The 13,397-nt window shown below is 70.0% G+C and carries 10 protein-coding genes; 7 read left to right on the plus strand and 3 right to left on the minus strand.

The features are described from left to right. Nucleotides 1-109: 109 nt before the first annotated feature. Nucleotides 110-1,108 carry a LacI family DNA-binding transcriptional regulator gene (locus ACRQ4C_RS13325; RefSeq protein ID WP_290131007.1) on the minus strand — a complete coding sequence of 333 codons (999 nt, stop codon included), beginning with the start codon at nucleotides 1,106-1,108 and terminating at the stop codon, nucleotides 110-112. A 187-nt stretch (nucleotides 1,109-1,295) separates the two neighbouring features. Between ACRQ4C_RS13325 and ACRQ4C_RS13330 the strand changes: the two genes are divergently transcribed. Genes ACRQ4C_RS13330 through ACRQ4C_RS13345 form a run of 4 tightly spaced genes read left to right on the plus strand, consistent with a single transcriptional unit; the run spans nucleotide 1,296 to nucleotide 6,628 of the window. Continuing rightward, nucleotides 1,296-3,353, plus strand: a complete 2,058-nt coding sequence (locus ACRQ4C_RS13330) for a glycoside hydrolase family 127 protein (protein ID WP_439688969.1) — start codon at nucleotides 1,296-1,298, stop codon at nucleotides 3,351-3,353. 4 nt (nucleotides 3,354-3,357) lie between these two features. Next, complete coding sequence (locus ACRQ4C_RS13335) at nucleotides 3,358-4,665, plus strand: ABC transporter substrate-binding protein (protein WP_439688970.1); 1,308 nt, start codon at nucleotides 3,358-3,360, stop codon at nucleotides 4,663-4,665. Nucleotides 4,666-4,702: 37 nt separating this feature from the next. Then, nucleotides 4,703-5,674 carry a carbohydrate ABC transporter permease gene (locus ACRQ4C_RS13340; RefSeq protein ID WP_439688972.1) on the plus strand — a complete coding sequence of 324 codons (972 nt, stop codon included), beginning with the start codon at nucleotides 4,703-4,705 and terminating at the stop codon, nucleotides 5,672-5,674. A 3-nt stretch (nucleotides 5,675-5,677) separates the two neighbouring features. After that, nucleotides 5,678-6,628 carry a carbohydrate ABC transporter permease gene (locus tag ACRQ4C_RS13345; protein ID WP_439688973.1) on the plus strand — a complete coding sequence of 317 codons (951 nt, stop codon included), beginning with the start codon at nucleotides 5,678-5,680 and terminating at the stop codon, nucleotides 6,626-6,628. A gap of 166 nt (nucleotides 6,629-6,794) precedes the next feature. Here ACRQ4C_RS13345 and ACRQ4C_RS13350 read toward each other — a convergent pair whose 3' ends face one another. Further along, nucleotides 6,795-7,835, minus strand: coding sequence for a LacI family DNA-binding transcriptional regulator (locus ACRQ4C_RS13350; RefSeq protein ID WP_439688975.1), 1,041 nt, complete (start codon nucleotides 7,833-7,835; stop codon nucleotides 6,795-6,797). Nucleotides 7,836-8,015: 180 nt separating this feature from the next. Between ACRQ4C_RS13350 and chvE the strand changes: the two genes are divergently transcribed. The 3 genes from chvE (at nucleotide 8,016) to mmsB (ending at nucleotide 11,975) form a co-directional block, all read left to right on the plus strand. Next, entirely contained in the window at nucleotides 8,016-9,149 is a 1,134-nt protein-coding gene (gene chvE / locus ACRQ4C_RS13355) for a multiple monosaccharide ABC transporter substrate-binding protein (RefSeq protein WP_290131001.1), read from the plus strand. Between the two features lie 104 nt (nucleotides 9,150-9,253). Next, a complete protein-coding gene (gene mmsA / locus ACRQ4C_RS13360; RefSeq protein ID WP_290131000.1) occupies nucleotides 9,254-10,807 on the plus strand; it encodes a multiple monosaccharide ABC transporter ATP-binding protein in 1,554 nt (517 codons plus the stop codon). Further along, the gene (gene mmsB, locus ACRQ4C_RS13365; protein WP_439688976.1) at nucleotides 10,794-11,975 is read left to right on the plus strand and encodes a multiple monosaccharide ABC transporter permease; all 1,182 of its coding nucleotides are present in this window, start codon (nucleotides 10,794-10,796) and stop codon (nucleotides 11,973-11,975) included. The genes mmsA and mmsB overlap by 14 nt, the downstream gene beginning before the upstream one ends. 135 nt (nucleotides 11,976-12,110) lie before the next feature. Here the strand turns inward: mmsB and ACRQ4C_RS13370 are convergent, their stop codons facing one another. Next, nucleotides 12,111-13,391: an alpha-amylase family glycosyl hydrolase gene (locus tag ACRQ4C_RS13370; RefSeq protein WP_439690909.1), complete on the minus strand. Its 1,281-nt coding sequence runs from the start codon at nucleotides 13,389-13,391 to the stop codon at nucleotides 12,111-12,113. Between the last annotated feature and the right edge of the window lie 6 nt (nucleotides 13,392-13,397).

Here is a 13,397-nt window from a genome sequence, read left to right on the forward strand (position 1 = left end):
ACACCCCGCACGCGCGGCGCCCGACGGTCACGATGTGTCGCTCGACCGCGCCGAGACCGACACGAGGTGACCCCTCGCCGGAGCCGAGCCGGGCGTCACGACCTCGCGGCTACGCGCCGACGGTGCTCTCGCGCACCACGAGCGACGGCGTCACGGTCGCCGAGGTCGCCGTCCCGCCGTCGATCAGCTCGAGCAGCGTCCGCCCCGCCACCCGTCCGAGCTCCTCGAGCCGGAGGTCGACCGTGGTGAGCGGCGGACGGGACGCCAGAGCCATCACGTCCCAGTCGTCGAACCCCGCGACGGCGACGTCACCCGGGACGGACCGCCCCGTCTCGCGCAGCCGGTCGCACACGCCGCGTGCGATCTGATCGCTCCCGGCGACGATCGCATCCACGTCCGGAGCGGTCCGGGCCAGCAGGTCGACCGCCTGCCGACCCCACCGCTCCGACCACTCCCCGTACGACGGCGGACCGACCAGGTGCTCGCCGAGGACGCGTGCAGCACCCTCGACACGTCGCACCGCCGACGCGTGCCGCTCCGGGCCGGTGACGATCGCGACACGCCGCCGCCCCAGGCTCAGCACGTGGTCGGCGACCATCGCGGCACCGGCGGCGTCGTCGAGGGTGACCGACACGTCAGCGGGGTCGGTCGACGGCGTGAACGCGTACACGACCGGCACCGGGACGTCGATCGGCGGGCGCGCGTCCGCCGACCGACCGGTGACGATCACACCGTCGACACCGCGCGCGGCGAGCGACCGGAGGTAGTGCGCCTCGCGGACGTGGTCGTCGCGGGTGTCGCAGAGGAGGACGGCCATCTGACCGGCGGAGAGCGCGTCCTCGGCGCCGAGCAGGACCGGGATGGTGAAGCGTCCGAACGAGTCGGTGGTGATCATGCCGACCGTGTACGTGCGTCCGGAGGACAGCGCCCGTGCACGCGCGTCACCGACGAAGCCGAGCTTCTCCGCCGCCTGCTTGACCCGCTGCCGCGTCGACTCACGGAGCTGTCCGGTGTCGTTGAGCGCCTTGGACGCCGTACCGATGGACACCCCGGCGAGCGCCGCGACGTCGCTGATCCGGACGGGCGGAGCGACTCGGTCGATCGTCACGGCAACTCCTTTCCGGATCGGCTCGGGTAGCGCGATCATACGCAATTCCCGGCAGTCTGGGGTTGCGCAGTGCCGGAGCGTGACGTACGGTCAGCGCCAGAAACCGTTTTCCGGCAACGTTGGCACCTCGACCCCGAGGCCATCGACCCCGTGACCGGGACGGCACCGGCATTCGCAAGGAGGCGACATGACCACCACGCTCGCGACCGACAGCCGCGCGCACACCGCGACCCCGGTCCTCCCGACCGACGGAGCGCACCTGACCTTCCGTCCGCTCCCGACGGGGTCCGCGCGGATCACCGGCGGCTTCTGGGCGCTCCGTCAGGACCGCAACGGCGCCGACGCGATCCGCAGCGGGTACCACCAGCTCGAGGCCGCCGGGAACTTCCGGAACCTGCGCATCGCCGCGGGTGACGAGGAGGGCGAGGCTGTCGGACCGATCTTCATGGACTCCGACGTGACGAAGTGGCTCGAGGCGGTCGCGTGGGAGTACGGGCGCGCCCCCGCCGAGGACCTCCTGGCGCTCCAGCGCGAGGTCACGGACCTCTACGCCCGCGCCCAGACCGACGACGGGTACCTCGACTCGGTGCAGCAGGTCCGCGGGAGGGGCGAGCGGTACGTCGACCTCAAGTGGAGCCACGAGCTGTACTGCGCCGGGCACCTGTACCAGGCAGCGGTGGCGCAGCACCGCGCGACCGGCGACACCGGTCTGCTCGACGTCGCGACGAAGAACGCCGACCACCTGGTCGCCACGTTCGGTGACGGACCGGGTCGGACCGTCGACATCGACGGGCACCCCGTCGTGGAGATGGGGCTCGTCGAGCTCTACCGCGAGACCGGCACCCGCGCCTACCTCGACCTCGCGCACTGGTTCGTCGATGCGCGGGGGCACGGCATCATCGAGCGCGCGGGCGGCGAGCCGACGTACTTCTCCGACCGGGTCCCGGCACGCGAGGCGACGACCGTCGAGGGGCACGCGGTCCGTGCCGTGTACCTGGCGGCCGGAGCGGTCGACGTGGCGATCGAGACCGGTGACACCGAGCTCCTCGCCGCGAGCGAGCGCCAGTTCGCCGACATGATGGCCACGAAGGCGTTCATCACGGGCGGCCTCGGCGCACGGTGGGACTACGAGGCCTTCGGTGACCCGTACGAGCTGCCGACCGACCGCGGCTACGCCGAGACCTGCGCTGCGATCGGCGGGGTCCAGTGGGCGTGGCGGCTGCTCCTCGCGACCGGGGAGCCCGTCTACGCGGACGCGATCGAGCGTCTGCTGTACAACGCGTTCCTCGCGGGGGTGAGCCTCGCCGGCACGGAGTACTTCTACGTGAACCCGCTGCAGCAGCGGGACCACGCGCACCAGGACGAGAACCGCTCCCCCGCGCACGGCCGCCGCGGCTGGTTCGACTGCGCTTGCTGCCCGCCGAACATCATGCGCACGTTCGCGAGCCTCGACGGCTACCTCGCGACGGCCACCGACGGCGGTCTCCAGGTGCACCAGTACGCCACCGCCGACCTCGGGCCGGTCCGCGTCGAGACCGGGTACCCGCACGACGGCCGGGTGGTCGTCGCCGTGACCGCGGACGGTCCGCTCGCCCTCGGGCTGCGCATCCCCGCGTGGTCGGACACCACGACCGTGACCGGACCGGACGGCGAGGCGTCGCCGGAGCCGGGCACCCTGCACGTCCTCGACCGCACGTGGACGGCCGGTGACACGGTGGAGCTGGTCTTCGACACGACGCCGCACCGGTACGTCGCCGACTCCCGCATCGACGCCTCGCGCGGGCAGGTCGCGATCGAGCGCGGTCCGCTCGTCTACGCGGTCGAGCAGGCCGACCAGGAGGGCTTCACCGTCGACGACCTGACGGTCGACCCGTCCGCACCGATCACCGAGGAGCGGCGCGACGACCTCCTCGACGGCGTCGTCACGCTGCGCGTGCCCGGCTCCGCGCCCTCGTCGCACGAGCAGGCAGCGTGGCCGTACCGCCGGATCGACGCGACCAGGACGGGAGGCGCGACACCGACTCTCGACGCGACCAGCGTCGGCGGCGCGACCGGTGGCGCCGGGGGCGAGCCGCGCCTCCCGGCCGACACGGCGAGCGCCGACACGGCGAGCACCGACACAGCGAGCACCGACCCAGCGAGCACCGACACGGCGCACGCCGTGACCGCGACCGCGGTCCCCTACTACGCCTGGGCGAACCGCGGAGCCGCGCCGATGCGCGTCTGGCTGCCGATCGCGCGGTGACCTGATGGACCGCAGAGCGTTCCTCGTGGGTGGTCTCGCCGGAGCCGCCACGCTCGCCCTCGCGGGGTGCTCCGGCACCCTGCCGAAGGTCGATGCGGAAGTGGCGAGCTTCGGGAAGGGCGCCACCGGCACCGTGCAGGTGTGGTGCCGCGCGGCGACCCAGGCCGGGCTCACCGCGACCGTGGCAGGCTTCAACAAGGCGAACCCGGAGCTGCAGGTCGAGCTGACGCCGGTGCCCGACGGGCAGTACGTCACGAAGCTCGCGACCGCGATCCGCGGAGGCGAGCCGCCGGACGTGGTGGACCTCGACGACATCAACTCGCAGCTGTTCATCTTCCGCGAGGCCTTCGCGGACCTGACCGACGTCGTGAAGGGCCTCGACTACTTCTCCGAGCTGTCTCCGGGGCACCTCCGGCTGCTCGAGTACCGCGACCGGTACTACGGCCTGCCGTACCTCGCCGACAACTCGCAACTGTTCGTCAACACCGAGCTGTTCGAGCGTGCCGGGCTCGACGTCGACGACTCCACGAAGGACCTCGACTCGCTCCTGGCCGCGGCGAAGGCGCTCCGGAAGGTCGCGGACGACGTCTACGGGTGGTCGATCGCGGGCAACTCGGCCGGCATCATCGGCTTCGTCACGCAGCCGCACGTCTGGGCGACCGGCGTCGACATGATGTCGGGCGAGGTCGGGTCCCAGAAGCCGAACATCACCGGCAACGACGCCCTCGAACGGATGCTCGAGTTCTACCGGGAGCTGTGGAAGGACGGCGTGCTGTCGAAGGCCGCGTTCTCGGACGCGGGCACGACGTGGGGGGCCGACTTCCGCGCCGGCAAGGTCGGCATCTTCCCGACCTCGTACGGCGCGACCGTCCCCGCTGCCACGAAGTCGATGCGGGCGAAGATGCGGACGGTGCTCATCCCGTCGTGGGACGGCAAGCGGTCGTTCTTCGACGGCGGCGACAACATGTGCATCCCGAACGGAGCGGCGAACCCCTCGGGCGGCTGGGCGTTCATGCGGTACGCGAACGGGCTCGGTCCGCAGCAGGCGCTCCCGGAAGGCGGCTACTTCCCGACGCGCTCGGACGCGGCCACACCGGCGTACCGGAAGCGGTACCCGCTCGCCTCGGGTCCGCTCGACGCGATCGACAAGGGCTACGCGCCGCGGACGCTCGCCTACAACCTGCTCGTCAACCAGCCCTCGTCGCCGTACTTCGCGATGTTCCGCGAGGCCGTCTTCGGCGCCGGGGTCGGCCCGGCCATGCGGGCTGCACAGCCCGAGTACGAGCGGATCCTCGACCAGGTCCAGGCCTGACCCGCACCGTCATCCCGTCGCACAGAGAGGTGCACGCATGTCGACCATCCCCGCCAAGCGCACGTCGGGCTCCGCATCCCGGTCCCGCCGCTCGGGAGCCGGGCGTCCCACCGTGGGCGGCCGCCGTCCGGCAACCCGGAACTCGCTCACCCACCCACCCCGCACCGGAGCGTTCCTGGTCACCCCGGCGATCGCGTTCGTCGCGGTGTTCGTCCTCGCACCGCTCCTCTTCGCGCTGTACATCTCGCTCACGAACTGGCCCCTGATCGGCCCGTACCGGTTCATCGGGCTGCAGAACTACCTCACGCTCTTCCAGGACCCGACGTTCGTGCACGCGATCGGCTACACGCTGCTGTACACGGCGATCGTGACGGTGCCGATCCTCGCGCTCGGCTACTTCCTCGCGGTGGTCGTCCGCGCCCGGCGCCGAGGCAGCACGTTCCTCCGGACGGTGTTCTTCCTGCCGTACGTCGTCGGGCTCACGACCCTGAGCTTCACCCTCGTCCTCGAGGCACAACCGAACTCGGGCGCGGTGAACATGGTGCTCCGCTGGCTCGGCATCACCGACGGCAGCACGGCGTGGCTCGTCAACGGCCCGCTCGCGACGCTGCTCATCTGCGTCCTCGTGGTGTGGGCCGTCTCCGGGCTGACCATGGTGCTGCTCATGTCGGCGATGCAGGGCGTGCCGGACGAGGTGTACGAGTCGGCGCAGCTCGAGGGCGCGTCGTGGTGGCAGACCGAACGGCTCATCACGTTGCCGATGATCCGGTCGACGGTCGCGCTCAGCGTGATCATCTCGGTGATCGGGTCCCTGCTCGCGTTCAACCAGTTCTACATCCTCACCCAGGGCGGACCGGGCACCGAGACCACCACGATCGTGAACGCGATCTACAACCGCGGGTTCGTGAACCTGCAGCTCGGCGCGGCGACAGCGGAGTCGATCGCCCTCGTCGTCGTCATCGCCGCCGTCACCGTGTTCCAGTTCTGGGCACTCCGCGAGAAGGACTGAGCCATGAGCACCACGACCACCCCGTCGACCATCGCCGCGGCCGACCTCTCCACCCGCGCGGTCACGACCGGCGACGGACACCGGCGTCGGCACCACCAGGGCAGCGTCCGGCACCCGCGCGACACGGCCGTCAAGCGGACCCTGTACGTCATCGCCGGCGTCGGCTCGGCCCTCGTGTTCGGCGTCCCGCTGATCTGGGCGATCCTGCGGGCGTTCCAGCCGGAGTCGGTGATCACGCAGGCACCGGACCCGGCGACGTTCTTCCACCTCACCTGGCAGAACTTCCAAGCCGTCTTCAGTCCGTCCGCACGCCTGCTCTCCGGCGTGATCAACTCGCTCGTGGTGTCGATCTCGACCGCGGTGCTCACCGCGGTGCTCGCCACGATGGCCGGGTACGGGTTCGCCCGCTTCCGGTTCCGTGGCGCGAGCCTCGTGTTCGGACTGGTGCTGCTCACGATGATGGTGCCGTTCCAGGCGATCCTCACGCCGCTGTACCTCGAGATGAACGCCATGAAGCTCACGAACTCGCTGCTCGGCCTCGTGCTCTTCTACACGACGGTGAACCTGCCGTTCGGGGTGTTCGTCATGCGGAACGCGTTCGAGTCGATCCCGACCGAGCTCGAGGACTCGGCGTTCGTCGACGGCGCCTCGCGCTTCCGGGTCGTCGTGTCGGTCCTGCGTCCGCTGCTCCTCCCCGGGGCTGCCACCGCTGCGCTCTACGCGTTCCTGGCGTCGTGGACGGAGTTCCTCGGAGCGCTGACCTTCCTGACGAAGGACTCGCTCTACACGCTCCCGGTCGCGCTGCTCAACCTGCAGACCGGGGCGTACGGGCAGGTGTCGTACGGGAACCTCGTCGCCGGGTCGGTCGTGGCGATGATCCCCTGCATCGCGCTGTACGTGGGCCTGCAGCGGTTCTACGTCGCCGGACTGTCGTCGGGTGCGCTGAAGGGCTGACCGGGCCGACGGCGGACGGGAGGCGCGGGCCGGGTCGGGCCCACGCCTCCCAGCCGCCGTTGCGTGCGCCGACGGCTCCGTCGCGGGCAGCGCCGACGGCTCCGTCGCAGGCAGCGCCGACGGTTCCGTCGCGGGCAGCGCCGGCGGCTCCGTCGCGGGCTGCGCGCTACGCGCTCCGCCGCACCACCAGCTCGGGGGCGATGAGCCGGTCGTCGTGGGACTGACCCTCGACGAGCCGCCGCACCGAGGCGAGCACCCGCTCCCCCATCGCCATGAAGTCCTGCCGCACCGACGTGAGCGGCGGCGTGAAGTGGGCGGCCTCCGGGATGTCGTCGAAGCCGATCACCGCGATGTCGTCGGGGACGCGGAGACCCTCCTCGGCGAAGGCGTGCAGCACGCCGAGCGCCATCTGGTCGTTCCCGGCGAAGACGGCATCGACGGTGTGCACGTCGATCGACTGCGCCGCACGGAAGCCGCTCGCGGGGGTCCAGTCGCCCTCGAGCACGATCGGCTCGAGCCCCCGGTCGGTCATGATCCGCTCGTAGGTCGCCCGGCGCACCTCGGACTCCTGCGAGACCGAGGGCCCGGCGATGTGCACGATCCGACGGTGTCCCGCCGCGAAGAGGTGCTCCATCGCGAGGGTGGCGCCCGCGGCCTGGTCGATCGCCACGGCGGCGACGTTCGGTGCCGCTCCGGTCCGTTCGGCGTCGCGCTGCACGGCGTTCGCCACCACGACGGGCACCGACACGGGGACGGTCAGCGAGGCCAGGGCGTCGAGCACACGGTTGTCGGCGGCGACGAGCACGACCGCGGCGACGTCCTGCGCGAGCAACGAGGCGAGCGCGCCGGAGAGGTCTGCGGGCACCGGGTCCTCGGGCAGGGTCGACAGGAGCACGTGGTACCCGGCGGTGCGGGCGGCACGTTCGAAGCCGATCGCGGTGCTCGACGGCCCGTACAGGGCGTCGCCCGTGCTGACGAGCCCGAGCGCGCGGCTGCGCCCTCCGGCGAGCGCTCGTGCGGCGGCCCGCGGACGGTACCCGAGCTCGGCGACGGCGGCGGCCACCTGGTCGCGGAACTGCTCGCGGACGGTGGGATCGCCGTTGATGACACGGGAGACGGTCTGGTGCGAGACCCCGGCACGCTCGGCGACGTCGAAGATCGTCGGCGCCTTGCGGCGCTTGCCCTCGTGGGCCGTCGTGGTCGTCACGTGGGAAACCGTACCCCCGGAACGGGGCCACGACGAAAGGTCGCGAAACGATCACGCCGAGTTGACACCCCGTGAAACAACCCACATGATGTGAGCGCTCACTTTGAGCAGCACCCAAGGGGCACAGCAGCCCGAACCCAGCGCGTCGAGGACGACGTGAGAGGAACAAGAGGTACTTCGATGATGAAGCGCAAGATCGCAGCGGGGATCGTCGCCGTCGGACTGGCAGTCAGCCTGGCCGCGTGCTCCGCAGGGGGCCGTGGCGCCACGGGCAGTGGTGACGGCGGAAGCGGCGACAACAAGGGCGCCCTCGTCGGCGTCGCGATGCCGACCAAGGTCTCCGAGCGGTGGATCAAGGACGGCGACGCCGTCAAGAGCGACCTCGAGAAGGCCGGCTACAAGGTCGACCTCGAGTACGGCGACAACAAGGTCCAGCAGCAGGCCCAGCAGGTCAGCAACATGATCACCAAGGGCGCGAAGGTCCTGATCATCGCGTCGATCGACGGTGGCGCACTGTCCGACCAGCTCGACGCCGCCGCGAAGGCCGGCATCAAGGTCATCTCGTACGACCGCCTGCTCACCGGCAACAAGAACGTCGACTACTACGTGTCGTTCGACAACTACAAGGTGGGCGTCGACCAGGCCACCTCGCTCCTCACGGGTCTCGGCGTCCTCGACTCGGACGGCAAGAAGACCGACAAGAAGGGCCCGTTCAACATCGAGGTCTTCGCCGGCTCGCTCGACGACAACAACGCCGGGTTCTTCTTCAACGGCGCGATGGACACCCTCAAGCCGTACCTCGAGGACGGCACGCTGAAGATCCAGTCCGGCCAGGACCAGCTGTCCCAGGCCGCGACGCAGCAGTGGGACCCGGCGACCGCCAAGGCCCGCATGCAGAACCTCATCGCGAAGTCGTACTCCGGCGGCACCACGCTGAACGGCGTGCTCTCGCCCTACGACGGCATGTCGATCGGCATCATCTCGGCGCTGCAGGGTGCCGGCTACGGCTCGGGTGACCGCCCGCTGCCGATCATCACCGGCCAGGACGCCGAGGCGGCATCCGTCAAGTCGATCATCGCCGGTCAGCAGTACTCGACGATCTACAAGGACACGCGCAAGCTCGCGAAGCAGTCGGTCACCATGGCCGAGGACCTGCTCTCCGGCAAGAAGCCCGAGGTGAACGACACCAAGAGCTACGACAACAAGGTCAAGGTCGTCCCGACCTACCTCTTCCAGCCGACCGTGGTCACGAAGGACAACTACAAGTCCGTCCTGGTCGACAGCGGTTACTACACCGAGGCCGACCTCAAGTAGGACGTTCCCACCTGACGGACGGGAGGCGCGGGTCGACACCGCCCCGCGCCTCCCGTCCGTCTCCACTCGCGCGCCCACGCGCGCACGACGGAAAGGCGGTCCGCATGGCGGACACCATCCTCGAGATGCGGGACATCACCAAGACCTTCCCCGGCGTGAAGGCCCTGCAGGGCGTCTCGATCGAGGTCGAGCGCGGCCAGGTCCACGCGATCTGCGGCGAGAACGGCGCGGGCAAGTCGACCCTCATGAAGGTGCTGTCGGGGGTCTACCCGCACGGCAGCTTCGACGGCGAGATCCTGCTCGACGGTCAGCCGGTGCGGTTCGGCTCCATCAACGACTCCGAGGCCGCGGGCGTGGTCATCATCCACCAGGAGCTCGCCCTCAGCCCGTTCCTGTCGATCGCCGAGAACATCTTCCTCGGCAACGAGCGCGTCAAGGGCGGGCTCATCGACTGGAACAAGACCAACCTCGAGGCCGCGTCGCTGCTGCAGCGCGTGGGCCTCAAGGACAACCCCGTCACGAAGATCGTGGACATCGGCGTCGGCAAGCAACAGCTCGTCGAGATCGCGAAGGCGCTCTCGAAGGACGTCAAGCTCCTCATCCTCGACGAGCCCACGGCGGCCCTCAACGACGACGACTCGGCCCACCTGCTCGACCTCATCCGGTCCCTGCAGGCCGAGGGCATGACGGCGATCATCATCAGCCACAAGCTCAACGAGATCAAGGCGATCGCGGACAAGGTCACGATCATCCGCGACGGCAAGACCATCGAGACGCTCGACATGCACGCGGACGACGTCTCCGAGGACCGCATCATCCGCGGCATGGTCGGCCGCGACCTGTCCAGCCGGTACCCGGAGCGCGCGAACCCCGTCATCGGCGAGGAGCTCCTGCGCATCGAGGACTGGACCGTCCACCACCCGCTCGACGGCTCACGCGAGATCATCCACCAGGCGAACCTCAACGTCCGGGCCGGCGAGGTCGTCGGCATCGCGGGACTCATGGGCGCCGGCCGCACCGAACTCGCGATGAGCGTGTTCGGGCACTCGTACGGCACCGGCATCAGCGGGACCGTGTACAAGCGCGGCGTCCCGATCAAGACGAACACCGTGACCCGCGCGATCGACAACGGCATCGCCTACGCGACAGAGGACCGGAAGCGCTACGGCCTCAACCTGATCGACGACATCAAGCGGAACATCTCCGGGTCGGCGCTCGGCAAGCTCGCCAACTGGGGCTTCGTGAACAGCTCGCAGGAGACCACGGTCGCGTCGCAGTTCCTGAAGAGCATGAACATCAAGGCCCCGTCGGTGAACGCCGTCACGGGCAAGCTCTCCGGCGGCAACCAGCAGAAGGTCGTGCTGTCGAAGTGGATGTACGCCGACCCCGACGTGCTCATCCTCGACGAGCCGACCCGCGGCATCGACGTCGGCGCGAAGTACGAGATCTACACGCTCATCAACAGCCTGGCGGACCAGGGCAAGGGGATCATCGTGATCTCCTCCGAGCTCCCGGAGCTCCTCGGCATCTGCGACCGCATCTACACACTCTCCGAGGGCACGATCACCGCCGACGTGCCCCGCTCCGAGGCCACCCCAGAGGTCCTCATGCAGTACATGACCCAGGAACGGGAGACCCCTGTCAATGAACGCGCTTAAGTCCGCAGCGAGCTACCTCACCGGACAGCTCCGACAGATCGGCCTCTTCATCGCGCTGATCGTCATCGTGATCTTCTTCCAGGTGGCGACGAGCGGCATCACCCTGGCACCGATCAACGTGTCGAACATCATCGTCCAGAACAGCTACATCCTGATCCTGGCGATCGGCATGGTGATGGTCATCATCGCCGGCCACATCGACCTGTCCGTCGGGTCGGTCGTCGCGTTCAGCGGCGCGATGGCCGGTGTGATGATCACCCAGTGGGGTCTGCCGTGGCCGGTCGCGGTGGTCCTCTGCCTCGTGATCGGCGCGCTCGTCGGTGCCTGGCAGGGCTTCTGGATCGCCTACTTCGGGATCCCGGCGTTCATCGTGACGCTCGCCGGCATGCTCGCCTTCCGCGGCGCGGCGCAGATCGTCCTGCAGAACCAGCAGATCTCGCCGTTCCCGACCGGCTTCCGGTCGCTCGGCTCGGGGTTCCTGCCGTCGTTCGGCACCACCGGGTACGAGCCGCTCACGATGGTCCTCGGGCTCGCCGCGGCCGCGATCATGGTGATCGCCGCCTTCCGGGGCCGTGCGACGCGTCGGAAGTACCAGCTCGAGAGCGAGCCCTTCGCGTGGTTCATCGTGAAGACGGCGTTCGGCGCAGCGCTCGTGATCTACGTCGCCCTGCTGCTCGCGAGCTACAACGGCACGCCGATCGTCCTCGTCGTCCTCGGCGCCCTCGTGGTGATCTACTCGGTCGTCATGCGCAGCGCGGTGTTCGGTCGCCACGTCTACGCGATCGGTGGGAACGCCCTCGCCGCGCAGCTGTCCGGCGTGAAGACGAAGCGCGTCACGTTCCTGCTGTTCGTGAACATGGGCGTCATCGCGGCGCTGGCCGGTGTGGTGTTCACCGGACAGCTCAACCTCGCGGCGCCGGGTGCCGGCAACGGCTTCGAGCTCGACGCCATCGCGGCTGTGTTCATCGGTGGCGCTGCCGTCACGGGTGGCATCGGCACGGTGCCGGGCGCGATCGTCGGCGGTCTCATCATCGGCATCCTGAACAACGGCATGTCGATCCTCGGCGTCGGCACGGAGTTCCAGTCGCTCATCAAGGGCCTGGTGCTGCTCGCCGCCGTCGCGTTCGACGTGTTCAACAAGCGTCGGGCGGCCGCCGCGCGCAAGTAGGGGCGGCTCGGGCACGCTCCAGCGCGTCCGTTCGGCCGGTTCGGTTCGGCAAAGCGACAGATCTCCGCGGTTCGACCGCGGAGATCTGTCGCTTTCGCGTTGTGACAGCCGCAGTCTGTCGCTTCGGCAACGCGGTCACGCCGTCAGGACGGCCCAACCCCCGGCCGGGAGGCGCAGGGTGCCGTCCCGCAGGTCACCGCCGCCCGCCTCGACGCGCGTCGCACCCGCCGTGGGCAGCTCGACCGGGTCGTCCGCCAGGTTCAGGGCGGTCACCACGGCCGCGTCCACGGTCGCGGTCCGCAACACGATCGCGGTGTTCGTCAGGTGCACGACGTCGGTGTGCGCCCGGTGCAGCCACGGGTTCCGTCGTCGGAGCGCCACGAGCGCCTCGTACGCGTGCGTGAGGTCGGTCGGCGCCGGGGGCTCCTCGGGGAACGCGGGGCGCACCGCGTCGTCACCGCCCTCACGCTCCTCCTTCACCCCGGCCCAGCCGTACTCGTCGCCCGCGTACACGATCGGCGTCCCCGCGAGCGTGAACAGCACCGCGGCCGCGTGCCCGGCGAACCGCTCCCCCACGGCGCTCGCGATCCGGGTGACGTCGTGGTTGCCGACGAACGTGGTCGGCACCTGGGCTCCGAGCAGCTCGTCGTGCCGCTCGACCGCGTGCGCCAGCTCGAAGAGGTTCCGGTCCGCGATACCGTGCCAGATCCCCTGCCACAACTCGTACTGGGTGGTCGAGTCCATCGCCGACGCGCGGACGATCGCCGCCGCGTCGCCGTGGATGACCTCGCCACTGAACCAGGCGTCCGGGAACCGCTCGCGCACCCGCGGCAGCACCCGGGCCCAGAACCCCGGGGGCACGGCGTAGGCGGCGTCGAGCCGCCAGCCGTCGATGCCACGCTCGAGCCAGTGCGTCATGACCGCGACGACGAGGTCCTCGGCGGCGGTGCCGTCGTGGTCGAGCGCGACGAGGATGTCGTGCCCCTCGAAGTCGCGCACCGGGACCGGCTGTCCGGGCGCCCACCCCGACCAGTCCACGGCGAACAGGTCGGCGCTGGTGGCGTCGGGTCCGTCCTGCTCGACGGCGCGGAACGCGGGGTGCTCGCGGCCGACGTGGTTGAACACCCCGTCGAGCAGCACCCGCACACCGCGCTCGTGCGCCGCCCGGACGAGGCGGTCGAAGTCCTCGTCGTCACCGAGGCGCGGGTCGATCCGGAAGTGGTCGACCGTGTCGTAGCCGTGCGTCGAACTCGCGAAGACCGGGCCGAGCAACAGGCCGTTGAGCCCGAGGTCGACGACGTGCTCGAGCCACGGGGTGATCCGGTCGAGCCGGTGCTCCACGGGTCGGTCCTCGACGGGGGTCCCGGGTCGGACGTCGGCTCCGACGAACCCGAGCGGGTAGACGTGCCACCACATCACGTG

The organism is Curtobacterium sp. SP.BCp (assembly GCF_051903255.1).
Taxonomy (GTDB): Bacteria; Actinomycetota; Actinomycetes; order Actinomycetales; family Microbacteriaceae; genus Curtobacterium.

Bases quoted from the DNA above. Each gene is read 5' to 3' on its own strand.
- ACRQ4C_RS13345 (WP_439688973.1), top strand. From the start codon at position 5,678: ATGAGCACCACGACCACCCCGTCGACCATCGCCGCGGCCGACCTCTCC.
- mmsA (WP_290131000.1), top strand. From the start codon at position 9,254: ATGGCGGACACCATCCTCGAGATGCGGGACATCACCAAGACCTTCCCC.
- ACRQ4C_RS13335 (WP_439688970.1), top strand. From the start codon at position 3,358: ATGGACCGCAGAGCGTTCCTCGTGGGTGGTCTCGCCGGAGCCGCCACG.
- ACRQ4C_RS13330 (WP_439688969.1), top strand. From the start codon at position 1,296: ATGACCACCACGCTCGCGACCGACAGCCGCGCGCACACCGCGACCCCG.
- ACRQ4C_RS13370 (WP_439690909.1), bottom strand. From the start codon at position 13,391: ATGTGGTGGCACGTCTACCCGCTCGGGTTCGTCGGAGCCGACGTCCGA.
- ACRQ4C_RS13340 (WP_439688972.1), top strand. From the start codon at position 4,703: ATGTCGACCATCCCCGCCAAGCGCACGTCGGGCTCCGCATCCCGGTCC.
- mmsB (WP_439688976.1), top strand. From the start codon at position 10,794: ATGAACGCGCTTAAGTCCGCAGCGAGCTACCTCACCGGACAGCTCCGA.
- chvE (WP_290131001.1), top strand. From the start codon at position 8,016: ATGATGAAGCGCAAGATCGCAGCGGGGATCGTCGCCGTCGGACTGGCA.